The 23,833-nt window shown below is 56.5% G+C and carries 22 protein-coding genes; 5 read left to right on the plus strand and 17 right to left on the minus strand.

The window, feature by feature from the left end; genetic code table 11:
- Positions 1-3 precede the first annotated feature (3 nt).
- From Q0816_RS10815 to hutI, 13 genes are all read right to left on the minus strand, one after another.
- Positions 4-759, minus strand: coding sequence for a methyltransferase domain-containing protein (locus Q0816_RS10815; protein WP_298850249.1), 756 nt, complete (start codon positions 757-759; stop codon positions 4-6).
- Positions 756-1,376 carry a DUF452 family protein gene (locus Q0816_RS10820; protein ID WP_298850251.1) on the minus strand — a complete coding sequence of 207 codons (621 nt, stop codon included), beginning with the start codon at positions 1,374-1,376 and terminating at the stop codon, positions 756-758. The genes Q0816_RS10815 and Q0816_RS10820 overlap by 4 nt, the downstream gene beginning before the upstream one ends.
- Positions 1,373-2,659 carry an adenosylmethionine--8-amino-7-oxononanoate transaminase gene (gene bioA / locus Q0816_RS10825; protein WP_298850253.1) on the minus strand — a complete coding sequence of 429 codons (1,287 nt, stop codon included), beginning with the start codon at positions 2,657-2,659 and terminating at the stop codon, positions 1,373-1,375. The genes Q0816_RS10820 and bioA overlap by 4 nt, the downstream gene beginning before the upstream one ends.
- Positions 2,656-3,276 (minus strand): dethiobiotin synthase, encoded by a 621-nt coding sequence (bioD, locus tag Q0816_RS10830; protein WP_298850254.1) that lies wholly within the window; start codon positions 3,274-3,276, stop codon positions 2,656-2,658. Before bioD ends, bioA begins: the two co-directional genes overlap by 4 nt.
- A complete protein-coding gene (locus Q0816_RS10835; RefSeq protein ID WP_298850255.1) occupies positions 3,273-4,406 on the minus strand; it encodes an 8-amino-7-oxononanoate synthase in 1,134 nt (377 codons plus the stop codon). Before Q0816_RS10835 ends, bioD begins: the two co-directional genes overlap by 4 nt.
- Positions 4,403-5,383 (minus strand): biotin synthase BioB, encoded by a 981-nt coding sequence (bioB, locus tag Q0816_RS10840; protein ID WP_298850257.1) that lies wholly within the window; start codon positions 5,381-5,383, stop codon positions 4,403-4,405. The genes Q0816_RS10835 and bioB overlap by 4 nt, the downstream gene beginning before the upstream one ends.
- A gap of 114 nt (positions 5,384-5,497) precedes the next feature.
- Complete coding sequence (gene nadC / locus Q0816_RS10845) at positions 5,498-6,346, minus strand: carboxylating nicotinate-nucleotide diphosphorylase (protein ID WP_298850259.1); 849 nt, start codon at positions 6,344-6,346, stop codon at positions 5,498-5,500.
- On the minus strand, positions 6,343-7,911 hold the full coding sequence (locus tag Q0816_RS10850) for an L-aspartate oxidase (RefSeq protein WP_298850261.1): 1,569 nt from the start codon (positions 7,909-7,911) through the stop codon (positions 6,343-6,345). Before Q0816_RS10850 ends, nadC begins: the two co-directional genes overlap by 4 nt.
- Before the next feature lie 5 nt (positions 7,912-7,916).
- Complete coding sequence (nadA, locus tag Q0816_RS10855) at positions 7,917-8,966, minus strand: quinolinate synthase NadA (RefSeq protein WP_298850263.1); 1,050 nt, start codon at positions 8,964-8,966, stop codon at positions 7,917-7,919.
- Between the two features lie 143 nt (positions 8,967-9,109).
- On the minus strand, positions 9,110-10,792 hold the full coding sequence (hutU, locus tag Q0816_RS10860) for a urocanate hydratase (protein ID WP_298850265.1): 1,683 nt from the start codon (positions 10,790-10,792) through the stop codon (positions 9,110-9,112).
- On the minus strand, positions 10,789-11,583 hold the full coding sequence (hutG, locus tag Q0816_RS10865) for an N-formylglutamate deformylase (protein ID WP_298850268.1): 795 nt from the start codon (positions 11,581-11,583) through the stop codon (positions 10,789-10,791). Before hutG ends, hutU begins: the two co-directional genes overlap by 4 nt.
- On the minus strand, positions 11,580-13,118 hold the full coding sequence (hutH, locus tag Q0816_RS10870; RefSeq protein ID WP_298850270.1) for a histidine ammonia-lyase: 1,539 nt from the start codon (positions 13,116-13,118) through the stop codon (positions 11,580-11,582). The genes hutG and hutH overlap by 4 nt, the downstream gene beginning before the upstream one ends.
- Positions 13,115-14,326 (minus strand): imidazolonepropionase, encoded by a 1,212-nt coding sequence (hutI, locus tag Q0816_RS10875; RefSeq protein ID WP_298850272.1) that lies wholly within the window; start codon positions 14,324-14,326, stop codon positions 13,115-13,117. The genes hutH and hutI overlap by 4 nt, the downstream gene beginning before the upstream one ends.
- 82 nt (positions 14,327-14,408) lie before the next feature.
- Here hutI and Q0816_RS10880 point away from each other — a divergent pair, with 82 nt between their 5' ends.
- Both Q0816_RS10880 and Q0816_RS10885 read left to right on the plus strand, forming a co-directional pair.
- Positions 14,409-15,770 carry a formimidoylglutamate deiminase gene (locus Q0816_RS10880; RefSeq protein WP_298850274.1) on the plus strand — a complete coding sequence of 454 codons (1,362 nt, stop codon included), beginning with the start codon at positions 14,409-14,411 and terminating at the stop codon, positions 15,768-15,770.
- 79 nt (positions 15,771-15,849) lie between these two features.
- Entirely contained in the window at positions 15,850-16,551 is a 702-nt protein-coding gene (locus tag Q0816_RS10885) for a GntR family transcriptional regulator (protein ID WP_298850276.1), read from the plus strand.
- 131 nt (positions 16,552-16,682) lie between these two features.
- Here the strand turns inward: Q0816_RS10885 and Q0816_RS10890 are convergent, their stop codons facing one another.
- Entirely contained in the window at positions 16,683-16,940 is a 258-nt protein-coding gene (locus Q0816_RS10890) for an aldehyde dehydrogenase family protein (protein ID WP_298850278.1), read from the minus strand.
- Between the two features lie 577 nt (positions 16,941-17,517).
- Between Q0816_RS10890 and Q0816_RS10895 the strand changes: the two genes are divergently transcribed.
- From Q0816_RS10895 to Q0816_RS10905, 3 genes are all read left to right on the plus strand, one after another.
- Positions 17,518-19,074, plus strand: coding sequence for a recombinase family protein (locus tag Q0816_RS10895; protein ID WP_298850280.1), 1,557 nt, complete (start codon positions 17,518-17,520; stop codon positions 19,072-19,074).
- Positions 19,074-19,862: a plasmid partitioning protein RepB C-terminal domain-containing protein gene (locus Q0816_RS10900; protein WP_298850282.1), complete on the plus strand. Its 789-nt coding sequence runs from the start codon at positions 19,074-19,076 to the stop codon at positions 19,860-19,862. The genes Q0816_RS10895 and Q0816_RS10900 overlap by 1 nt, the downstream gene beginning before the upstream one ends.
- A gap of 107 nt (positions 19,863-19,969) precedes the next feature.
- The gene (locus Q0816_RS10905) at positions 19,970-20,869 is read left to right on the plus strand and encodes a plasmid partitioning protein RepB C-terminal domain-containing protein (RefSeq protein ID WP_298850283.1); all 900 of its coding nucleotides are present in this window, start codon (positions 19,970-19,972) and stop codon (positions 20,867-20,869) included.
- A gap of 555 nt (positions 20,870-21,424) precedes the next feature.
- On the opposite strand, the gene Q0816_RS10910 is transcribed toward Q0816_RS10905, so the two are convergent.
- The 3 genes from Q0816_RS10910 to Q0816_RS10920 are packed head-to-tail and all read right to left on the minus strand — an operon-like array spanning position 21,425 to position 23,826.
- Positions 21,425-22,201, minus strand: coding sequence for an SDR family NAD(P)-dependent oxidoreductase (locus tag Q0816_RS10910; RefSeq protein WP_298850285.1), 777 nt, complete (start codon positions 22,199-22,201; stop codon positions 21,425-21,427).
- Between the two features lie 15 nt (positions 22,202-22,216).
- Positions 22,217-22,975 (minus strand): SDR family NAD(P)-dependent oxidoreductase, encoded by a 759-nt coding sequence (locus Q0816_RS10915; RefSeq protein WP_298850344.1) that lies wholly within the window; start codon positions 22,973-22,975, stop codon positions 22,217-22,219.
- Positions 22,976-23,010: 35 nt separating this feature from the next.
- Positions 23,011-23,826, minus strand: a complete 816-nt coding sequence (locus Q0816_RS10920; protein WP_298850287.1) for an ABC transporter permease — start codon at positions 23,824-23,826, stop codon at positions 23,011-23,013.
- Positions 23,827-23,833: the final 7 nt, after the last annotated feature.

The raw sequence follows: 23,833 nt of genomic DNA on the forward strand, positions 1-23,833 counted from the left end.
CGTCTAGCGCTTTTGGGCAGTGACCCACACTGGGTGATAGGTCAGCGACACTCCGTAGGACGTTCCGAAATTCTGCACATAGTCGGCTTCGAACTGGGCTAGTGTTGACCGGGTCCATGACTTTTGCGCCCGACCATTTACCCCTGTTCTTCTCAAGTATTTCAAAACATCTCTGGGTGTGGCAAAAAAAGATTGCCTAATACTTTCGCCGACGGTCAGAACTTTAAACGGCCCATCAATGGCGGCTTTCAGGGCTTCAGGCGTGCAAAGGCCCGGTGCACGCGCTGTCGAGCCGATCTGTGTAAGCTCCTGGTATTGCCGGGGACCAAAACCGGAAATGGCCAACCACCCGCCAGTTTCAAGCGCGTCGGCCGCCTGGTGCAGCAAATGGGCCGGATCCTCCATCCACTGAATCATCGAGGCCGAAGCGACCAGATCTAGTCTTGCGGGCCACTCAACCAGACGAACGTCTCCGGCGATGAACGCAGCCTTATCCGCATCTGCCGTCGCTTGAGCTTGCGGCGCGATATCGTTCAGATAGAGGTCGGGAAGGTCAAAGTTCTGCCGCAGCAACCGGGTCAGGTGGCCTGTGCCGCATCCCAGTTCAAACGTCGTGCCGAACCAGTCCGGCGCCCCTGCGCGACGCAGCTCGGAGATCAGTTTGCGCGCAACCCATGCCTGCTGGCTGGCCGTGTCGTTGTATGTCTGAAAGCTTCGGCTGAAGCTCCGTTGCACTTTGTCCGCCAATTGTGCCGTCATGACAACCACTCCTCCCAGCTTTGGCCAGGTCGAAAAGGCACATGGGGTCCGGCAACGCGTTTAATCATATCCGAAGCCGAGGCCCAGGCGGCCTCTTGCGACTTTGTTGGAATGACCCGGTCACGCGCGGGTATCCACACCCGGTCAAAACCGGGATCAGGGGCCGAACCGCGTTGTATTACGGCGTGCAGTTCTTTCTGTGCATGTTGAATGTCCAACCCGGGGAATTCTGCGGACAGTCCAGCGCGTCGGCAAAACTTGGCGAAATTGACCGATGACAGCTGATCCGCTGTCGCCCGGATCATTTCCGGCGCAATGCCCCGTTCTGTACAAGCCGGGTGCAGGGTGCCGCTGACGGCAACCAACCGGTCCGGGCGAAACTTTGTGTGCGTCAACCAGTGCGCCGCCGAGGCAACCCCGAAAGAAAAGGCAAGCAGGTCGATACGATCAAATTGGTCCAGGTCGGGTAAAGGACCGTCAAGGCTGGTGTAGTTTTCTACCAGCAGAACGTTCCCGCCCCCCGTAAGGCCATGAAACGGAGCAGCGCCCAAAGCCCAGCCGCCGAACACGAGGGTCAGGGTGCTTTCGTCCGATTGCGCCAGCCATCGGCTTATCATTGCTGCCCTCCTGCCAGGGCCACCATAGCCGCAGTCACGCGGCTCAACTCCTCGGGTGAAATGACATAGGGCGGCATACAGTAGATGTTGCGAGCAAACGGGCGTAGCCAAACACCGGATTCTGCGGACAATCGATGTGCAATCGCGGGGTCGACCCGGTCGCGCATTTCGATGACACCAATCGCGCCAAGCACGCGCACCTCTGCAACACTGGGCAGGATGCGGGCCGGGGCCAGCTCGGTCTCCATTTGCTGTGCGATACTAGCCACTTCCTGCCGCCAGTTCCGTTGTTGCAGCTGGCTCAGGCTGGCCACACCTGCCGAACAAGCCAGCGGATTGGCCATATAGGTTGGCCCGTGCATCAAAACACCAGCCTCACTTTCACCGATCCCACGCGCGACGGCTTCAGTCGCGACAGTCGCTGCAAGAGTGATATGCCCACCAGTCAACGCCTTGCCAAGGCACAGGATGTCAGGAACAACCCGGGCGTGATCCATCGCGAACATCTCGCCACTGCGCCCGAAGCCGGTAGCGATCTCGTCAAAAATCAGCAAAGCATCATGGGCGTCGCACAAGGCGCGCGCGCCGCGCAGCCAGGCCGGATGATAGAAATACATCCCACCAGCGCCTTGCACCACAGGCTCAAGGATCACAGCGGCGATCTTATCGCCTTTGCCGTCCAATAGGGCTGCCAGTGCCTCCAGTCCGTTTTCGGCAGGATCGTCAGGCCATTCCTGACCGAACTGGATGTGAGGGCGCGGCAGGAAATGCTGGATCGACAATGCACCGCGAAATAGCCCGTGCATCCCGTTGACGGGATCGCACACGCTCATCGCTTTCCACGTGTCGCCGTGATAGCCGCCGCGGATCGTTGCAAACTCGGACCGTTCGCTGTAGCCTTTGGCGATCTGATACTGGACCGCCATTTTCAACGCGACCTCGATAGCGACCGAGCCGCTGTCACTGTAAAAGATGCGGTCCAGCCCATCGGGCAAAAGGCTGATCAGACTGCGGCCAAGTTCCACTGCGGGCTTATGGGTCAATCCGCCGAACATCACATGTGGCAGTGTCCCCAATTGCCTTTGCATGGCTTCGATGATGGCCGGGTGCCGATGGCCGTGCACTGTACACCACCATGATGACATCGCGTCGATCATCTTGACGCCGTCATCACGGGTTAACCAGACACCCTCTGCCCCGGTTATCAGATGCATCGGGCCGGGTTCCAGCACATGCGTATAGGGGTGCCATAAATGGCGGGCGTCGAACTCCAGCGGGGTCACAGGAACCTCCGAATGGTGGCCACATCGATGGCTGAGAACGCATCGGTCAGGGTTTGCTGCGTCAGGTCGCTTAAATATGGTAGGCGCCCGAGGTGCCGAACCTTGCTCATCTCGACAATGGTTTGTTCCACATCCGGCTCTGGGTCGCCCACAAAGGCAACACCAACGAGCTCGCACCCTGCGTTCCGAAGCGCCATCAGAGATAACGTGGTATGGTTGATTGTTCCCAGCGCTGTGCGTGCGACCAGAACGACCGGAGCCCGCCACTGGGCAATCAGATCCAAATAATAGGACTTGCGGTTCAGCGGCACCATCAGGCCCCCTGCCCCTTCAATGACCAGCGGTCCGTCTACCTGCGGCAAAGCAAGGCGCGACAGATCAATCTCAACACCCATATCTTCTGCAGAAAGATGCGGTGAGGCCGGCATGTTCAAACGATACCCTTCGGGCAGCACGTCCGCACCGGACAAGGTGAGGACGGTTTCGGTGTCTGTTGCATCTTCCAGACCCGACTGAACCGGCTTCCAATAACAAGCGTTCAACGCAGCCGTAAGACCTGCTGAGAACACGGTTTTTCCGACGCCCGTGTCGGTTCCGACAACGATCAGCGCGCTCATGCGGCCTCCGATTGATGACTGGCGATGGTTGAAAACAGCGCCGAGATGTCCTCGAGGGTGACATTTCCGGTGATCGAGACGCGCAACCTGGACGTTCCTTTGGGAACGGTGGGCGGCCGGATGCCCCGAATGTCATACCCCTGTTGTTGTAAAGCCTCAGCCATCGCCATCGTGCGGGCCTCATCCCCTAGAATGGCAGGAATGATTTGGCTGTTCAGGGCTATGTCAGGCAATCCCGCTTGCCGCGCCATATTATGAGCATGTCGCAGGCGTTTGTGTGCGGCAGCGACCAGTTTGTTATTTCCAGCCAATTCACGCAGGGCAGCCCGCACCAGAGCAGCATTCAGAGGGGACGGCGCGGTTGCGAAGATAAAAGGGCGCGCGCGGTTGATCAGGGTGTCGATCATCACCCGCGGGCCACAGATCAGTCCGCCAGCGACACCGAGCCCTTTTCCGCAAGTGTGCAGGGTCAGAAGGTCTGCGTTCAGATCATGCGCCAGGCCTTTGCCATCTGCCCCAAAAACGCCTGTAGCATGCGCCTCGTCCACGACAAGAACGGCTTCGAACTCACACGCCAAGGAAGACAGGTCCTCCAGCGGAGCCAGATCGCCTTCCATGGAATAGACGCTTTCAACGGCGATCCAGACTTGGCCCAATCCACCATTTGACCGCCACTCGCTCAGTACCTTACGCGCATCCCCGACGTCGTTGTGGCGAAAGGCGCGCAGATCCGCACGGCTGGCACGCATCCCTTCGTGGGCGCTGGCGTGAACCAGCGCGTCATACAAAACCAGATCTCCGGCAGCTGGCAGGGTGGAAAAGATCGCCTGATTGGCCTGAAATCCTCCGCCCATAAACAACGCGGTCTCGGCCCCGAAGAACGCTGCAGCTTCATGTTCCAGCGCGTCATGTTCAGGATGATTTCCTCGCAGCAGACGCGAGCCGCCCGAGCCGACCGGAACACCCCTGGCCAGTGCCGCCTGCGCGGCTTTTTGCAACAGGGTCGATCCGGCCAAGCCCAAGTAGTCGTTCGACGCGAAATCCAACCCGCGCGCTGGGATTAAAGCCCGACGGCGGTGCCGGGCTTCAAGCGCATCAAGCATGGAGTCCAGTCGATCGACTGCTTTCATTCGGCAGCTTCCGTGTGCTTATGCTCTGCAGCCGTTTCAGCCTGAAGACCAAGTTTCGAAAAAAGGATCGAGTCGGTGTCTTCCTCGGGGTTTTCTGCCGTCAGAAGAGTTTCGCCGACAAAGATCGAATTCGCGCCGGCGAAGAAGCACATCGCCTGCATTTCATCACTCATGTCACTGCGCCCAGCGGAAAGCCGAACGTAGGATTTGGGCATCAGAATGCGGGCAGTGGCTATGATCCGTACAAAATCGATTGGATCGATTGGTTCTGCATCGGCCAACGGTGTGTCAGCTTGCGGCATCAGCATGTTGATCGGCACCGAATCCGGAGGCGGTGTCATGTTTGCCAAAGTCAGCAGCATATCGATGCGGTCGCCGGTATGTTCACCCATACCCAAAATACCACCCGAACAAACCTTAATTCCGGCTTCCTGAACCCGGTTCATCGTGTCGATCCGGTCCGAGAACGTTCGGGTGGTGATCACCTCAGAATAATAGCGTTCAGACGTGTCGATATTGTGGTTGTAGTAGTCCAGCCCGGCATCGCGCAGCTGAACGACCTGAGTGTCATCCAACATACCCAGCGTCATGCAGGTTTCCATGCCCATTGCCCTGACGCCTTCTACCATGGCAACAAGAGCAGGCATATCGCGTGGCTTGGGCTCTCGCCAGGCAGCTCCCATGCAGAATCGGGTCGCGCCGCCGTCGCGAGCCTTCTTGGCCTCGGTCAGTACGCGCTGAACCTCGATCAGTTTCGACGCGGACAGGGTCGATCCATTGCGGGCCGATTGCGAGCAATAGGCGCAGTCCTCGGCACAACCGCCGGTTTTGATCGACAGCAATTTCGAGGTCTGGATCTTGTTCGGATCAAAGTTCTCTCGGTGCACGGTCTGCGCCCGGAACAGAAGGTCCATCAACGGGAGGTCATGAACAGCTTGCGCAGACTTTCGGGTCCAGCCGGAATGAGGGATGATCATTTTATCTATAAAACTTCCTGCAGCTTGCGTTGCTGCAGATTTATTATCGATAAAAGATCATTTCGCAACCGTGTTGGCGCAATCGATCTCAAATCAAGCGGAAATGCCGCGCCTTCAGAAATCGAGGCCCAAATCAACTGTGCGTGCAGAATGCGTCAACGCGCCGGACGAGATATAATCCACACCGGTTGCGGCGATTGAAGCGACCCGGTCAAGTGTAACGTTGCCGCTGGCTTCGATCTTCATCCGCCCATTTACCATGGCGACAGCCTCACGGAGCATGTCGTTATTCATGTTGTCCAACAGCACAACAGACGCACCGCCAACCTTCAGCACTTCGGCCAGTTGGTCCAGATCGTCCACTTCGATTTCCACGGCCATCATATGGCTGGCATGGGCCTTGGCCGCTTCCAGAACCTGACCAATTCCACCCGCCGCAGCGATGTGGTTGTCTTTGATCAGAATCGCATCGGACAATGAATAACGGTGGTTGAAACCGCCACCGTGCAACACAGCCTGCTTTTCCACGATGCGAAGGCCTGGGGTTGTTTTACGTGTGCAGGTTATCCGAGCCCGCAAACCCTCGGTCTGCTTCGCAAATGCAGCTGTCTTGGTGGCAATGCCAGTCAGGCGGCCTGCAAAATTGAGAGCAACCCGTTCACCAGACAAAATTGAGGCGGCGGATCCCTTGATGGTCATCAACGTGTCGCCACGTTGACAATGCGCACCATCCTTGGCTCGCACGTCGATCTCAAGCGAAGGGTCCACAAGTCGGAATGCGATTGTCGCCACCTGAATCCCGGAAACCACCGCGTCTTCGCGCGCGTTCAGCCGGGCTATGTAGGTCGTGCCATGCGGGATCACGGCACGGGTAGTCACGTCACCATAAGTTCCCAGGTCCTCCATCAACGCAGCGCGGACCACAGGCTCGAGGATCAGATCAGGCAGGGTCGCAAAATTCATGAGAATTCCTTGCAGGCTTCGGCCCGTATGCTTCGGGCTTCGGAGAGATACATCCGAGACCGTTCGCCGGAGCCATCAGAGGTTTCCGGAAAGTCAGATCGTTCATGAGCGCCACGACTCTCTTCGCGTCGCAGTGCAGCAGCCGCGATCAGGGTGGCGGTGGCGCACATATTTCTGAACGTCGGGCAGTCGCCATGCTGATCTTCAAGCGACGCGACCATGTGCAGCGCCCTGCTTAACCCTGCGCGATCCCGGACCACGCCAACATCACGCGTCATAACCGTGCGCAACGCTTGGACTGCCGCGAACGTATCAGGGGTGTCAGCTTGATCAAATCGCAAGGCTATTGGTTTGGAATTGGGCGCGTCAGGCACTGAATTCGCGATACCCTCGGCACAGATGCGCGCAAAAACCAGCGCTTCGAGCAAGCCGTTCGAGGCCAACCGATTGGCACCGTGGAGGCCAGTCGAAGACGCCTCGCCGCACACCCACAAACCATCCAGAGTCGCGCGCCCATCAGTGTCGGTGGCAATGCCACCCATGTGATAATGCGCTGCCGGAGCGACCGGGATCGGCTTCTTGACCGGATCGATTCCGTTGCGTGCGCAATATTCCGCAACTGCAGGAAACAGATCCTTAATCCGCGCGCCCAGAGCCTCGCGGGTGTCCAGCATAGGTCGGTTGCCCGCCTGTACTTCGGCGAATATTGCGCGGGCAACAACGTCACGGGGCGCGAGCTCGGCGTCGGGGTGGATGGCCAGCATGAAGCGCTCACCGAGTTTGTTGATCAGGATTGCTCCTTCCCCACGCAACGCCTCGGTTGCCAGCGGAGCCGGATCTTCGCCGACATCCATCGCCGTGGGGTGAAACTGGACAAATTCGGCATCCGCGATCAAAGCCCCGGCCCGCGCGGCCATTCCGATGACCTGCCCCCGAATACGCGTAGGATTTGTCGTCAACGCATATAGTCCGCCAGAACCACCGCCCGCCAGTAACACGGCAGGCCCGTTGAGTGTTACAGGTGCAGATCCTGTTTCCGAAACGTCCTGAATCGTTACACCCGTCACGCGTCCGCCTTTGACTTCGAGCGCGGTTGCCAGAACGCCTTCGAGCACTTGAACAGAGGGCGTCTCATGTACGCGTTCGATCAGGGCCGCCATGATCTCGCTGCCCGCCTGATCCCCCTTCACCCGCACCACGCGGGCGAAACTGTGTGCAGCTTCGCGCGACAGGACGTACCCGCCATCCTCTGTGCGGTCAAAAGGTGTGCCCAATGTCGTCAGGTCGAGAATATAGTCACGCGCCTCGCGCGTGACTAAGTCTGCAACGTCTGGCTCGACGGTGCCTGCCCCGGCCTTGACGGTGTCAACAGCGTGGCTTTCCGGGCTGTCAGCCAAGTCCATCGCTGCCGCCACACCACCTTGCGCCCATGCCGAACTTGCGCCTTCCCCCAACGGGTCTGGCGAGATGACCACCACCGGTCGAGGCGCCAGTTTCAATGCAGCATAAAGCGCGCCAATCCCGGCCCCGACAATTATGACGCGATCCGTGGTGATGTCAGACATGCTGTTCAGATGCCGAGCTTGCGGGAAAGATCAATCATCGCCTGAACGGATTTACGTGCTTTTTCTGCGACATCTTCGGCGACCTCGACCTGACCTTCCATCGTGTGCAAGGCAAAAAGGATCTTTTCAAGCGTGATCTTCTTCATGTACGGGCACATGTTGCAAGGGCCGACGAAATCGACTTCGGGCAATTCATCGGCAATGTTGGATGCCATCGAACACTCGGTGATGAGCATCGCCTTTTGGGGCTTCTTGTCATGCACGTATTTGATAATACCGCTGGTCGAGCCTGAATAATCGGCCTCGGCCACCACGTCGGGTGGGCATTCCGGATGCGCGATCAGACGCGTACCGGGGTTCCATTCGCGGAAGTCGCGTAGATCTTGCGCGGTGTATTGTTCATGAACGATGCAGGAGCCAGGCCAGTACACCACGTTCTTGTGACTTTCATTGGCGACATTCTGCGCCAGATACTGATCCGGCGTCATGATGACCGTATCGCTTTTCATTGCATTCACGATCTGCAGCGCGTTTGAAGAGGTGCAGCAGATATCAGAAGCCGCTTTGACTTCGGCAGTGGTGTTTACATAAGACACAACCGGCGCGCCGGGGTATTTGGCTCGCATTTCGTCGATTCCCTTGGCAGTAATCGATTCTGCTAAAGAGCAACCGGCATCCATATCCGGCATCAGGACAGTTTTCTCCGGGCTCAGAATTTTCGACGTTTCGGCCATGAAATGAACACCGGCCTGAACGATTACGTCCTCTTCGACCTCACTGGCTTTCATCGCCAGTTGCAAACTGTCGCCAACAAAATCGGACACACCGTGAAAGATTTCGGGCGTCATGTAATTGTGCCCAAGGATCACGGCGTTACGCTCTTTCTTGAGCCTGTTGATCGCACGAACATAGGGCGCATAGACTGCCCAATCGGGCGGGCTGACCACACGATCCATGCGGGCAAATGTGTCTTTCATCTCATCGGCCAGAGTGGCCGATGGGGCAAGGTCATAGACGTCCGAAAGAACTGTGCGGACTTGTGCAATATCGAGCAACGGGCGAGCCACCTTTGTCAGTTGTCGTTAGCCTGGCGGGCTGCTTAACGGCTTAGCCCTAGCCGAAACAACCCCGGTTCGAAACCGGAAAATGCAGCGTTAGCGCTAAGCCATGCGGACAAATTCAAAGATAAGCGAACAAATCAGCCCAATATGCCCGGCAACCGCAGGCCATGTTCGCGAGCGCAGGCCTTAGCATCCTCGTAACCTGCATCTGCATGGCGCCAGACGCCAGAGGCCGGGTCGTTCCACAGAACGCGCTCGAGCCGCTTGGCCGCTGCGTCAGTGCCATCGGCACAGATCACCACACCCGCGTGTTGACTGAACCCCATACCAACGCCACCGCCGTGGTGCAGCGACACCCATGTCGCACCCGAAGCTGTATTGACCAGCGCGTTCAGCAAGGGCCAATCCGACACAGCATCCGAGCCGTCTTTCATGGCCTCGGTTTCTCGGTTGGGTGACGCGACCGAGCCGCTATCGAGGTGATCACGGCCAATTACAACCGGTGCTTTCAACTCGCCGGTACGGACCATTTCGTTGAAGGCCAACCCGGCCCTGTGGCGGTCACCCAATCCGATCCAGCAAATTCTTGCGGGCAGACCTTGGAAGGCAATACGCTCCTGCGCCATGTCGAGCCAGTTGTGCAGATGCGTGTTGTCGGGAAACAACTCCTTCATCTTGGCATCGGTCTTGTAGATGTCTTCGGGGTCACCCGACAGTGCACACCACCGGAATGGGCCGATGCCACGGCAGAACAGCGGACGGATATAAGCGGGTACGAAACCGGGGAATGCAAAGGCGTTCTCCAAGCCTTCATCCTGCGCCACCTGCCGGATGTTGTTGCCGTAGTCCAGCGTCGGCACGTCTGCGTTCCAGAAATCCACCATTGCAGCGACGTGCTGTTTCATCGAGGCCCGAGCGGCTCTTTCTACAGCCTTAGGATCGCTTTCGCGTTTGTCCTTCCACTGCGCCATGGTCCAGCCCAACGGCAGATAGCCGTTCACCGGATCATGCGCGCTGGTCTGATCAGTGACGATGTCCGGGCGCATTCCGCCAGCCTGCATTCGGGCGTAAATCTCTGGGAAGATCTCGGCAGCATTGCCCAGCAGGCCCACGGACTTGGCCTCGCCCGCTTTGGTCCAGCGGTCGATCATTTCGAGCGCCTCGTCCAGTGTCTCGGCCTTTTCATCCAGGTATTTGGTGCGCAGGCGGAAATCGATGCTGTCAGGATTACACTCAACGGCCAGACAACATGCGCCGGCAAAAACGGCCGCCAAAGGTTGAGCGCCGCCCATGCCGCCCAAACCGCCGGTCAGGATCCACTTGCCGGTCAGGTCACCACCATAGTGCTGACGACCAGCCTCGGCGAAGGTTTCATAAGTTCCCTGAACAATGCCCTGTGTACCGATATAGATCCACGAGCCAGCCGTCATCTGGCCATACATCATCAGGCCCTTCTTATCGAGCTCGTTGAAGTGATCCCAATTAGCCCAATGTGGCACGATGTTCGAGTTTGCGATCAGAACCCGAGGCGCATCGGCATGCGTCCTCACAATCGCGACGGGCTTCCCCGACTGAACCACCAGCGTCTCATCCTCTTCCAGATCCTTGAGGCTTGAAACGATGGTGTCAAAATCCTTCCACGTACGTGCCGCGCGCCCGATGCCGCCATAAACCACCAGCTCATGGGGGTTTTCAGCCACATCCGGATGCAGATTGTTCATCAGCATCCGCATCGGCGCCTCGGTCATCCAGCTCTTGGCATTCAGCTCGGGCCCGGTGGGCGGATAGATATCACGGGTGTTTTTGCGAGGATCGGTCATGGGGCAAGCTCCAATGCAGTGTCCTGGATCGCTTCCAGTATGTCTTTGAGCCAACGACGGAGGCGGCTGGGTTTTTCAGTGTCATATTTCCACGGCGGGTTTTCGGCCTTCAGATAGGTCGATTGCGCCAATTCCATCTGAATGGCGTGCAGGCCTTCGGCCGGGCGGCCATAATGCCGGGTTGTCCACCCCCCTTTGAAACGCCCGTTCAAAACGGTGCTGTAAGGAGATGATGCCGCGAACTCGTGTGCGATGGCCTCGATCGACGGCGCGCATGTTTCCCCGTTGTTGGTCCCGATGTTCATGTCGGGCAGGATACCTTCGAAAAGGAACGGAATGTGGCTGCGGATCGAGTGGCAGTCATAAAGCACAGCGATCCCGTGGATCGATCGGACACGTTCCAGTTCCAATTGCAGAGCAGCATGGTAGGGCGCGTGAAAAGTCTCGCGCCGTTCGAAGATGTCCTTCTCGGTCGGGGCAATATCCCAGATGTCGTGTCCGTCGAAATCTGTCAGCGGCACCAAGGTTGTCGTGTTCTGCCCGGGATATAGCGACACGCCTGCTGGGTCACGGTTGGCGTCGATCACGTAACGATGGAAAGTCGCACGTACGGTGGTCGCATTGGGCAAAAGCCCCTCATAGAGTGTGTGGATTTGCCAATCCGTATCCGCAAGTTCGCGCCCACGAGCGTTCAGCTTTGCTTCGACAGCCAGTGGGACATGGATGCCGGTATGCGGCAACCCCAGAACGATCGGGCCGTCGCCGCGCGCAATCTCGACCGGGCCGCTCATACGTTCAGTTCCGGCATTGTCACGCTGGTGCCCTTGGCTATCTCTCCACTGGCGATAAGTGCAGAAGCGTCCGCTATTTCTGTGGCCATGTATCGATCATCCCCAAGGGATGGCACGACTGCGCGAAGGCGCGCCATTACACCTTGCAGGATTTCACTGGTCGGCAGCGGAGCGCGAAACTCCACACCTTGCGTGGCACACAAGAGTTCGACCCCCAAAATGCGCTCCAGATTGGTCACCATCTGCCCCAGTCGCCGCGCGCCATGGGCCGCCATCGACACGTGATCTTCCTGGTTGGCCGACGTCGGAGTACTGTCTGTCACGCACGGATTTGCCAGGTGTTTGTTTTCGCTCATCAGAGCCGCCGTGGTTACTTCGGCAATCATGTATCCCGAATTCAGCCCGGGATTGGGCGTCAGGAACGGCGGCAGATCAAAGCTGAGTGTTGGGTCAACAATCAAGGCAATACGTCGCTGGGCAATCGCCCCTATCTCAGCTACGGCCAGCGCAATCATATCTGCGGCAAAGCCAACCGGCTCGGCATGGAAATTCCCGCCCGAGACAATCAAACCGGTTTCAGAAAGTACCAGCGGGTTATCGGTTGCTGCGTTGGCCTCGATTTCCAGCGTGGTTGCGGCCTGCCGCAATACGTCCATCGCCGCACCCACAACTTGTGGCTGGCAACGAATGCAATACGGATCCTGAACGCGCGTATCACCATCACGATGGCTTTCACGAATGACGGACCCGGCCAACAAAGCGCGCATGGTCACACCGGCCTCGATTTGCCCACGATGACCACGCAAGGTATGAATTTCCGGCTGCAGCGGTGCAGTCGAGCCCATAATTGCGTCCGTTGTCAGCGCCGAGGTGACTAGGGCACTTTGTGCCGCCTGCCACGCACCGAACAAACCCGCCAGCGCAAAGGCGGTCGAGAATTGGGTGCCGTTGATCAGGGCCAACCCTTCCTTGGGGCCCAGTTCAACTGGTTCCAATCCCGCTTGCGACAGTGCAGCCGCTCCGGACATCACGTCACCGCCAAACTCGGCCTCGCCCGATCCCATCAAAACGGCCGCCATATGCGACAATGGTGCCAGATCACCCGAGGCCCCCACCGAACCTTGTGCCGGGATCACGGGGGTCACTCCGTTGGCCAGCATCCCTTCGATCAAGCGGATGACCTCAAGCCGTACACCCGAAGCCCCACGCCCAAGGCTGAGGAGTTTCAAGACCATCATCAACCGCGCATGAGTGCGTGGTATCGCTGGACCTACCCCACAGCAATGGCTGAGGATCAGATTGCGTTGCAGGGTTGCTGTGTCCTCGGCAGCGATTTTGACGCTGGCCAGTTTGCCGAACCCGGTGTTCACACCATAGACTGCGGCCTCTCCTGCAGCCGCGTCTGCGATGCGCTGATGCGCCTCCTCAATTGACGCGTGGCAGGCGGGATCCAACCGAACTGCACTTTCTTCGCAGAAGACCCGTTCAAGTTGTGACAGGGCAGCAGTGCCCGGAGTGAGTGTCAGGATCGTCAAAGTGAGCCTCCGAAAATGCGGCTGTGAAGCGGGTTGAATCCGATGCGATAGGCAAGCTCTGCCGGGTGTCCGACATCCCACACCGCCAGATCAGCGCGCTGGCCGACAGAGATTTGTCCGCTGTCCCCAAGGCCAAGGGCACGAGCCGCGTGATTAGTCACCCCTCGCAATGCTTCTTCCGGTGTCATGCGAAACAACGTGCAACCCATATTCATGGCAAGCAGCAAAGAGGTCATCGGCGCCGAGCCGGGATTGCAATCCGTGGCCAGTGCCATGGGCACACCGTGCTGGCGCAACAGGTCAATCGGCGGAGCTTGTGTTTCGCGCAAAGTATAGAATGCGCCCGGCAGGATAACGCCAACTGTTCCAGCCTGCGCCATGGCCTTTACACCCGCCTCGTCAAGGTATTCGATGTGATCTGCCGACATAGCACCGTAGCTGGCGGCCAATTCCGTACCGCCCAGATTCGACAATTGCTCGGCATGGATTTTGATCGACAGGCCAAGCTCTTTTGCGACATCGAACAGTGGCACCAGCTGTTCGGGTTGAAAGGCGATGCCCTCACAGAAGGCGTCCACCGCATCGACCAGGCCTTCCTCATGGGCCGCCCTTAGTGTGGGAATACAGACATCGCTGATATAGCCCGATGCACGTTCTCTGTATTCTTCCGGCACCGCATGAGCCCCCAGAAAACTGGTCAGAACGCGGACGGGACGATGAGCCGGCAACGCCCGAGCGGCGCGCAACATGTTCAATTCGGTTGTGCGATCCAATCCGTAGCCCGATTTGACTTCGATAATTGAAACGCCTTCAGCGAGCATCGCGTCTACACGCGGCAGCGCTTGTGCAATCAAATCCTCCACGCTGGCTGCGCGCGTGGCTTTGACGGTAGATATGATCCCTCCACCGGCGCGTGCAACTTCTTCGTAGCTCGCTCCATTCAGGCGCATTTCGAACTCTGCAGCGCGATGGCCGCCGTGAACCACGTGCGTGTGGCAATCGATCAAGGCTGGAGTGACCAGGCGCCCACCAAAGGGTGTTCGTGGCAGGTCGGCGAATTGTGATGGGAGGTCCGCGACAGGTCCGACCCAGGCGATGCGCCCGTCCTGCAGCGCTATAGCTGCGTCCCGAACCAAACCATAAGACATCGCCCCTTCGATCATCGTTGCGGCGTCGAGGTCTGTTAATATCTGCGCTTGCGTCTGCATGAGACTCGCAACCTCCGTGCATTTCTTTCTTTTCTTGTACATTTCTATCAATTATATGTCTATGCATAAAATGAGGTGAAAAATGGCTATCTTTGCAAATCGCGCTCTATTAGGGACGGGCTGGGTCACGAATCTGCGGGTTGAAATCCAAGAAGGTCGGATAGCTTCGCTGCAGCAAGGTGCGTCGGCGAAAGAGGGTGATACAATCGTTGACACCCTGCTTCCTGCGCTGGCCAATCTGCATAGCCACGCGTTCCAGCGCGCCATGGCGGGGATGACCGAATATCGCATGGCGGGTCGTGACAGTTTCTGGACCTGGCGCGAACTTATGTATCGATTCACTGCGCATCTGACCCCTGAACAGGTCCAAGCGATCGCGGCGCTGGTGTATATGGAGATGCAGGAGGCCGGATATGCCTCGGTCGGAGAGTTTCATTATCTGCATCACCAGTCGAACGGCGCACCATACGACAATCTTACAGAAATGTCTGACCGGATCATGGCCGCATCAGCCGAGTCTGGGATCGGACTGACCCATCTTCCCGTTCTTTATTCCTACGCGGGGGTGGGCGAAAAGCCGCTGGAAGCAGGTCAGCAACGATTTGGTAACGATGTGGACCGTTATCTGGCGTTGGTCGAGAAATCCCATTTGGCACTGCCCAATCTGCCGAAGGACTACAAGATCGGTATCGCCCCCCATTCTTTGCGCGCGACATCGCCGCGTGATCTGGCGCGGGTTTTGAACGCAAGAACATTCGGCCCGGTTCATCTTCACATTGCGGAACAACCCAAAGAGGTTGCGCAGGTTCAGGATGGTCTTGGTGCGCGACCGGTGGAATGGTTGTTGAACAATACGGCGGTAAACGATCGTTGGTGCCTCATCCACGCTACTCATATGACGGAACAAGAAACCCGCGATATGGCGGTGACCGGCGCAGTGGCTGGGCTTTGTCCGATTACCGAGGCCAATCTGGGGGATGGTCCTTTCAATGGGGCTACGTACCTAAAGGCGGGCGGGCGTTTCGGAGTTGGCTCGGATTCAAACGTTTTGATTTCGATAACAGAAGAACTGCGCACGCTGGAATATTCCCAACGTCTGCGAGACCTGTCTCGCAATATTCTGGTTGTAGGTGAAGGTTCGGTTGGGCAAACGCTCTATTGCGGTGCTGCTCTGGGTGGCGCGCAAGCCTTGGGACGCGAGTCAGGTCAGATTGCAGCAGGGATGCTGGCCGATCTTGTGGCTATCAACAGTCAGGATCCCGCGCTATGCGCCCTTCGTCCTGAACAGCTGCTTGACGGGTTGGTTTTTGCATCGAAAGATCAGGTCGTAACTGATCTGTGGTCGGCTGGCCGTCATCAGGTGCGCGGCGGCCGCCATATTGCGCGGGACCTGATCGTGTCCGGCTATCGGCATGCAATGATTGATCTACTTGCAAAGCTGTGAGGATTGCGTACCCCTTTACGAGCCGACGAAAATGATCCCATAATACTATTATGTTTATACGTAATTGGATGAACCCTACGTGACCGATCAAAAACATGTCGGCTTTCAGGATATTCGGGACGAAGTCGTCAACCGTATTCAAACCCGCATCTGGCCACAAGGCAGCCTATTACCGACCGAGCTGGAACTGGCGGCCGAGTTTGGCGTCGCGCGGGCTACGGTCAACCGTGCCCTGCGCGAACTGGCTGAGCAGGGCATTGTCACCCGTAAGCGCAAGGGTGGCACGCGTGTTGTGACCACACCGGTAAAGCAGGCGAAGTTGCCGATTACTGTGGTGCGACAAACAATCGAAGAGATGAATGCCGAATACCGCTATGCTCTGGTCAGCAGGACTCTGATTGATTGCCCCGCGTGGCTCCAAGCCAAGTTAAGCATTCCGGAAGGCGCGCAGGTCGTCCATCTGCAATGTATGCACCATGCCAACAACCGCCCCTTCCAATTCGAAGAGCGCTGGATCAACATCAGCACCGTGCCTCAGGTCGTCAACGAAGATTTCCTGACCACCGGACCAAATGAATGGTTGCTGTCCGAGGTGCCGTTTTCTAACGCCGAAATCGCCTTTTCGGCTGTTCCAGCCACGGGGCAGTTGCAGGAATTCCTGTCCGTACCGCCTGGAACTCCCTTGTTCCAGCTGGAGCGAATGACTTGGTTCCGCAGCGACCCGGTTACATTCGTACGCATGACTTTCCATCAAGGATACCAGATGCGCACCACTTACTGAGGCCAGGGCAGCGAATAGGTTTTGACGTTGGTAAGAAATTTCATCGCTTCGATCACGCCTTCTTTGATGCCATTGCCGCTACTTTTGATCCCGCCGAAAGGTGACGTCTCGATCCGATAACCCGGTTGTTCTCAGATATTGCAGGTTCCCACGTCCAGCCCGTTAACATAAGAGATGGCCCGGTTCAGGTCGTTGGTGCAGACGCCCGAAGACAAACCAAAGGCGGTACTGTTCGAAATCTGCATCACTGCCGTATCATCGTCAGGCACACGAATGATGGGTATGATGGGGCCAAAAGTCTCCTCGACGACCAACTCACTGTCATGGGGCACCTTGTCGACAACTATCGGCGGCAATAACGCGTGTCGGGCGACACATAGTTTTGCCATATAACGACAGCTAAGCCATTGATTTTGAGTCATTCGATTTTGGATGGGCGCACGGGTTTTACCATTTGCGACTCAAAGGCTTTCCATCGCGTTGGAGCAGCCGAAAGCGTCTATTCTGGTTTTTGATCGCCCTCATCCGCACAGATCGTATCTAAATCTCTCAAAATTCCAGCCAGTTCTTCTCTTACAAGCTTTAGCCGCGCTACCGATATCGCTTCGCTCCGTCCCGCCAATTCGAGCACAACTGCGAAAACTGTGTCTGAATGCTTCATCAATGCGATCAGGTTCTCGCCTGTTGGTCCGTACGAGCCAGATATCCAGTTCTTAGCCGTTCGTTCACTTGCTCCAGTCCACCGCATCGTTGATTTTGTAGCTCGCCCTGCCCCACTCAGTTCTTGAGAAGAGCGTCGCTGATCGCCTCCCTGTATTCTGACGCCGAAACGCGCTCGTCGCACTTTCGATGAAACGTGTTGCCCTTTTTATGAAACATGTTTCCGGACCTCTCCCTTTAGGATTGAGAAAGGAATCGCAGAGTTCCCGTACAGGTTTGCAAATTTGAGTGGTGGGAGCCGCAGCATTGAGTTGGCCGAAGAACAAGACAGACAGGGAAAACCGCCGGAACGCCGCACAGTACGTTCGCATGTCGACAGAGCATCAGCGCTACTCGACCGAAAACCAGGCCGACGCCATCCAGCACTATGCCGATGAACGCGGCTACAGAATTATCCGAACCTATTCTGATGCAGGTAAGAGCGGATTGAGAATTCAAGGCCGCGCGGGCCTATCGCAATTGATCGACGACATCGAAACTGGTCAGACCGAATTCGGAACTGTTCTCGTTTACGACGTCAGCCGTTGGGGGCGCTTCCAGGACGCGGATGAAAGCGCCTACTACGAGTATATCTGCAAACGGGCGGGCATTTCGGTCGAATACTGCGCGGAACAGTTCGAGAATGATGGCAGCCCAATGTCCACCGTCGTCAAAGGTTTAAAGCGGGCAATGGCAGGCGAATATAGTCGCGAGCTTTCGCAAAAGGTCTTTGCGGGGCAGCAGCGGCTGATCGAGTTGGGCTATCGACAAGGCGGCGCAGCTGGGTTCGGGTTGCGGCGGATGCTGATTGATGAAGCAGGACGTACCAAGGGCATTCTTTCGCGAGGTGAACACAAGAGTATTCAGACCGACCGGGTAACACTTGTTCCGGGTCCTGCCGATGAAATCGCAATAGTGAACCAGATCTTCTTGAGGTTTGTGAACGACGGTTGGTCTGAAGCTGAGATTGCGTCAGACCTGAACCAGCGCGGAATTCGAACCGATCTGGATCGGGATTGGTCACCGGCGGTTGTGCGTCAAATTCTGACCAACGAAAAATACATCGGGAATAATCTCTGGAACCGCAATTCCTTCAAACTCAAGAAACGCCATGTCCGGAACGATCCGGAAAATTGGGTCCGCGCTGTTGGTGCCTTTGAAGCAATCGTTGACGCCAACCTGTTCGACACTGCCGGAGCAATTATTGCAGCCCGCTCCCATGTGTTGTCCGACGAAGAAATGCTGGATCGGCTAAAGGAGGTTTTGGAGGAAAACGGGTATCTCTCGGGCTTTGTCATCAATGAAGCGCCAAAGCTTCCATCCAGCGGGGCCTATCAGAACAGATTTGGTAGCCTGTTGCGCGCGTACAGCCTCGTCGGCTTCAAGCCTGACAGAGACTACCGGCACATTGAGATCAACAGACGATTGCGCAACCTGCATTCCGGCATCATCCGGGACATCATCGCCGGAGTCGAAGCCGTTGGCGGAGATGTCGCTCGTGACCCAAATACAGATACCCTCATCATCAATGACGAGTTCACCGTTTCAATTGTCATTGCGCGATGTCTTCGGACAGGCGCAGGTGCGTATCGCTGGAACATTCGTTTGAACACCGGCCAGCTCCCCGACATGTCCATCGTCGTCAGGATGGGGCAGTCAAACAGAACGCCGCTCGACTACTACTTGCTGCCTACCTTTGACATGACCAAATCAAAGCTGCGCTTGGCGGAAAACAACGGTTTGTCCCTTGATGCATTCCGCTTCGATAACCTGGCTCATTTCTTCGACATGGCCGCACGTACGCCAATACTGGAGGCAGCGTGATGGACCATGCGCCGGTCGGACGCACTGTTCTTGTTTCTGTCGATGCAATTACCGTCGTCAACCCAAGGCTCAGGAACAAAAAGGTTTTCGACGAGATTACCGCGAACATCGCGGAGCTTGGGTTGAAAAGACCTATAACGGTTGCTGCGCGTGAGACTGAGGACGGAAGTAAGCCAGCATACGAATTGGTCTGCGGCCAGGGCCGTCTTGAGGCATTCAAGGTTCTTGGCCAATCTGAAATACCAGCGATCGTCATAGATGCCAGCAGTGAAGATTGCCTTGTTATGAGCCTGGTGGAAAACCTGGCGCGCAGACACCACCATTCGCTGGACTTGCTCAGAGACATTGGTCGCCTCAAAGAGAAGGGTTACTCTGAAACTGAAATCGCCGCCAAGACCCAGCTGTCCAAGAAGTATGTCCACGGCGTGATTAAACTTCTGGAAAGTCACGAACACCGCCTTCTGCGTGCAGTGGAGAGCGGTAAGATTCCGGTCAGTGTTGCCGTTGACATTGCGGACGCGGATGACATCGGCGTGCAACGTGTTCTCAGGCAAGCTTATGAGAAAAAGCTTCTGCGCGGTGGCAGACTCCTGGCGGCCAAACGTCTTGTTGAGGCGCGCCAGAAGCATGGCAAGGGCCGCGCGAGCACTGGCGAACGACTGCGTAAAAGCCTGTCGGTCGAAAGCCTGCTTAAGACCTATGAAAACGATGTCGAGAAAAAGAAGGTGTTGTTGAGAAAAGCAAGTGCAACGCGGAGCGAACTGCTCTTTCTGACACAAGCTCTCTAGACCCTGATGACTGACGAAAACTTCGTCACTTTGCTTCGAGCCGAAGGGCTTACCAATCTGCCAAAGCAGGTTGCAGACCGGTTGGTGCAATCCGAGGAGGTATCCACATGACCGTGACCAAGGAAGAACAAAAGGTTGCGGCGGCTTTTGAACAGGAGCTGGTGACAATCGCATTCGAGAACATCGCACCGCTCTATGTTGTCACACCGCAAAAGAAGGCCAGCATCAAGTTCAAACAGATCATCACATCTGTTCAGGACGTCGGTCTTGTTGAACCTATTGTTGTGTCCCGTGATCCCCACAATGCAGGTCAATACACTCTGCTTGATGGGCATCTGCGCCTTGAGGTTTTGAAAGACCAGGGTCAGACACATGCGCGATGTCTTGTCTCCACGGACGACGAAGCCTTCACCTACAACAAACGCATCTCTCGTCTCGCGACCATTCAAGAGCACAAGATGATCCTGAGAGCCCTCTCTCTTGGTGTACCGGAAGCCCGTTTGGCGAGCGCGCTTAATGTCAACATCAAGACTCTGAAGCAGAAACGCCAGCTTCTGGATGGTATCTGCGATGAGGCGGCGGAACTGCTGAAAGACAAACAAGTGGCTCTGACCGGGTTTCAGATTCTGAAGAAAATGAAGCCGATCCGGCAGATTGAAGCGGCGCAACTGATGGTTGCCATGAACAAGTTCACGATCAACTACGCCAGATCACTTCTGGCCGCGACACCCGAGAGCCAGTTGGTGTCAGCGGCAACGCCGAAAAAGATCAAAGGCATTTCGCGCGAACAGCTGGCGCTGATGGAGCGTGAGTCAGCAAACCTGGAACGGGAGGTCCGCCTTGTCGAAGACAGCTACGGCGCGGATCACCTCGATCTCGTCCTGACACGCGGGTACGTCGCGAAACTGATGCGCAGCGAGAAGATCACACGCTACTTGTCGCTGCACCATGATGCGTTCTTACCCGCGTTTGAAAAGATCACGGAACACGAGGCCTTCACTTCCTGAACCCTCATGGCTGATTGGAGTTGTTTCTGGGGACCCGGACCCATCAAGCGCGGGGACCGCAGGAGACGCCGCACGGTGGGGCGGATCAAGCGCGGCGATGGGGAGGACGGCGAGCCCGTCGGAGCCCATCAGGCGGGGCCAGACGCCCGGCAGGATTCTCGAAAGTCTGCGCGTGTTTCCCGACACAGAGGCACGCGCGGACAACTTTTGGCTGAAATGCCTCACCAAAAAAATCCGCGAAGATCGCTGAAGCGGTTTCAATCGAAACGATCTCTGGTTGAGTGGTGAGCTAATCATCGAGCCCAACACCCATTGCTTCAATTCACCCGCTAGGGGCCATTGATCCTGCATGCAGAGAAGGGTGGAAGGGAGCCCAGTGCGGTCATTGGTTTGCCGCGTTTTCTTGCCTTAGGGAAAATTAGCTAGCTCAAACTCGAATGGTCTTTCTTAGCGAGGTTTGGCAAATGGCTGGTCGTTCTCAGGCAGTCACGTCACTTGGTGTAATACGGAATGTTCTTCAACTACCGTTCACGGGCCGCACACAAAACTATTCGTTTAACCCTTCGCGTGCCAGCCGTTATCAACATAGGCAGCAGTTCCATTGACGAAACTTGCGTCATCTGAAGCAAGAAAGACCACGGTCCTGGCCACTTCTTCCGGGTAGCAAATTCGACCTTGTGTTGCAGCCATTCCGCTGTCCTCCCATGCCTGACCAGCGGCGTCGAGTTCGGCAATTTCCTTCAGCCCATGGGCTGTTTCAACAAATCCAGGACAGATCGCATTGCAGCGTATTCCGGCGTCGCGATACTCGGTGGAGATCGTGCGGGATAATTGCAGGACGGCGGCTTTGGACATGCAGTAAACGGACTCCAGCGCATAACCTAACTCGGCCGCGATCGACGAAGTGATGATTATCGAACCACCGCCATTGTCTGCCATCTCTTTGACGGCGCGTTTGCACACAAGAAAGGCTGATTTCACATTCAGATCCATCAACCAGTCGTATTCTTCTTCTGATGTCTCATGCAGTGATTTTACAATGATCGAGCCTGCATGGTTGAACAGCACATCATAAGAGCCAAACTCGGCCACGCTGGCTTCAAAGGCGGCATCGATGTCATCGGCTTTGGTGACGTCGCAGTGGAAGTAACTGGCTTTGCCGCCCTGATCGCGGATCATCTGAACCGTTTTCTGTCCTTCTTCATCGTTGATATCAAAGATCGAAACAGCCGCCCCTTCTTGTGCGAACAACAGCGCCGTTGCACGCCCCATCCCTGATGCTCCACCAGTGATGACGGCCGTCTTTCCTTCCAGTTTGGACTGCTGAACCATCAATCCCTCCCTTTTTTAGATACACTCACCACCGTCGATCACCAACGCTTGGCCAGTCATGAAGGTGGACAAGTCTGAGGCCAGAAATACGACCGCATCGGCGATTTCATCCGCCTGCGCCCAACGCCCCATGGGAATGCTATTGGCGATATAGCTTTCCAGTGCGGTCCGACCGCCCATCTGGGTTTCAAAGCCAGCATTGAACGGCGTATCGACCCAACCTGGGCAAAGTGCATTGAACCGGACATTGTCCTTGGCATAGTCCGCAGCCATCTGGCGTACCATAGCCACAACTGCGTGCTTAGTGGTGGCATAAGCAATCATTTCGCGGTCGTACTGCACACCTGAATTGGACGACGTGATGATGACGCTACCGCCGCCCTGGGAACGCATTTGCCCAACCACCGTCCGCGCCGCCACGAAATGCGACCGTACGTTCAACCGCCAGCTTTCATCCATGCCTTCGGGGCTCACCTGTTCCAGCGTACCCTCAACCTGAATGCCCGCGTGTGAATGCAGTATGTCCAGTCGGCCAAACTTCTTGATTGTTTTATCAAGTGCATCGACCACGGCGGTGTCATCCGTCATGTCCAGAGTAATACTTTCGGCACGCCCACCGTTCTCTGCTATTGCTTGAGCGGTTGCCTCTGCCAGTTCACCGACAAGATCGGTTGCGACAACATGCGCTCCGCAGTCGGCCATGGACATGGCGCTTGCTTTTCCGATACCAGAACCCGCTCCGGTCACAAAGGCTATGCGCCCCGCAAGCGAGATCTTGTCAGTTTGTTTTTTCCTAAGCTTTACAGCTGTCATTTCTTCTTATCTCCCCTCCGTAGAAGGATTTGGGCTGTGACCAAAAGGACCAATGACGCCGCCAATACCATTGTGCCGATGGCGTTGATCTCTGGCGTGACACCACGGCGGATTGACGAAAACACGTATATTGGAAGCGTCGTTTCGGACCCTGCGACGAAGAACGCGATGATGAAGTCGTCAAAGCTGAACGTAAAACTCAACAGGAATCCAGCCAAAATCGCGGGAAAAATCAAAGGCAAAGTGACCTGTCTGAAAGTGCCGAATGGCGTGGCATAAAGGTCCGAAGATGCCTCGGTCAGGGTGGCGTCCATACCGGAAAGCCTTGCGCGAACAATAATCACGACAAGGGCCATCGTGAACATGGTGTGCGCCGCAATCAGAGACCCCATACCCATGTTGAGGTTTGGGGGTTCGACCCCTTCGGGCCACATGGCCGCAATACCCGGATTCACGAAGTCGAAAATAGTGACAAGGGCAATCAGCGTCGCGATGCCAATGACGATACCGGGGATCATGATCGCCACGTAGATCAACCCGTCAAAGGTTGCGCGCATCGGCCCGCGGATACCCTGCAAACCCACGGCCGCCATTGTTCCGAACAATGAGGCAAGAGTAGCAGAAACAAGTGCAACGATAAGGCTTGTTTCCAGCGCGTCCATAACAAACGGGTTGTTCAACGCCTTGCCATACCATTGGGTGGATAAACCTTGCAGCTGGCTGGCATGGCGCCCTGCATTGAAGCTGAACAGCGCAATGACCCCGATTGGGATATAGAGGAAGAGATAAACGCATAGAGCATAAAGTCGCATCCTACCC

This window comes from uncultured Ruegeria sp. (assembly GCF_947497005.1).
Taxonomy (GTDB): domain Bacteria; phylum Pseudomonadota; class Alphaproteobacteria; order Rhodobacterales; family Rhodobacteraceae; genus Ruegeria.

Bases quoted from the DNA above. Each gene is read 5' to 3' on its own strand.
- Q0816_RS10815 (WP_298850249.1), bottom strand. From the start codon at position 759: ATGACGGCACAATTGGCGGACAAAGTGCAACGGAGCTTCAGCCGAAGC.
- Q0816_RS10820 (WP_298850251.1), bottom strand. From the start codon at position 1,376: ATGATAAGCCGATGGCTGGCGCAATCGGACGAAAGCACCCTGACCCTC.
- bioD (WP_298850254.1), bottom strand. From the start codon at position 3,276: ATGAGCGCGCTGATCGTTGTCGGAACCGACACGGGCGTCGGAAAAACC.
- Q0816_RS10835 (WP_298850255.1), bottom strand. From the start codon at position 4,406: ATGAAAGCAGTCGATCGACTGGACTCCATGCTTGATGCGCTTGAAGCC.
- bioB (WP_298850257.1), bottom strand. From the start codon at position 5,383: ATGATCATCCCTCATTCCGGCTGGACCCGAAAGTCTGCGCAAGCTGTT.
- nadC (WP_298850259.1), bottom strand. From the start codon at position 6,346: ATGAATTTTGCGACCCTGCCTGATCTGATCCTCGAGCCTGTGGTCCGC.
- Q0816_RS10850 (WP_298850261.1), bottom strand. From the start codon at position 7,911: ATGTCTGACATCACCACGGATCGCGTCATAATTGTCGGGGCCGGGATT.
- hutU (WP_298850265.1), bottom strand. From the start codon at position 10,792: ATGACCGATCCTCGCAAAAACACCCGTGATATCTATCCGCCCACCGGG.
- hutG (WP_298850268.1), bottom strand. From the start codon at position 11,583: ATGAGCGGCCCGGTCGAGATTGCGCGCGGCGACGGCCCGATCGTTCTG.
- hutI (WP_298850272.1), bottom strand. From the start codon at position 14,326: ATGCAGACGCAAGCGCAGATATTAACAGACCTCGACGCCGCAACGATG.
- Q0816_RS10880 (WP_298850274.1), top strand. From the start codon at position 14,409: ATGGCTATCTTTGCAAATCGCGCTCTATTAGGGACGGGCTGGGTCACG.
- Q0816_RS10890 (WP_298850278.1), bottom strand. From the start codon at position 16,940: ATGGCAAAACTATGTGTCGCCCGACACGCGTTATTGCCGCCGATAGTT.
- Q0816_RS10900 (WP_298850282.1), top strand. From the start codon at position 19,074: ATGGACCATGCGCCGGTCGGACGCACTGTTCTTGTTTCTGTCGATGCA.
- Q0816_RS10905 (WP_298850283.1), top strand. From the start codon at position 19,970: ATGACCGTGACCAAGGAAGAACAAAAGGTTGCGGCGGCTTTTGAACAG.
- Q0816_RS10910 (WP_298850285.1), bottom strand. From the start codon at position 22,201: ATGGTTCAGCAGTCCAAACTGGAAGGAAAGACGGCCGTCATCACTGGT.
- Q0816_RS10920 (WP_298850287.1), bottom strand. From the start codon at position 23,826: ATGCGACTTTATGCTCTATGCGTTTATCTCTTCCTCTATATCCCAATC.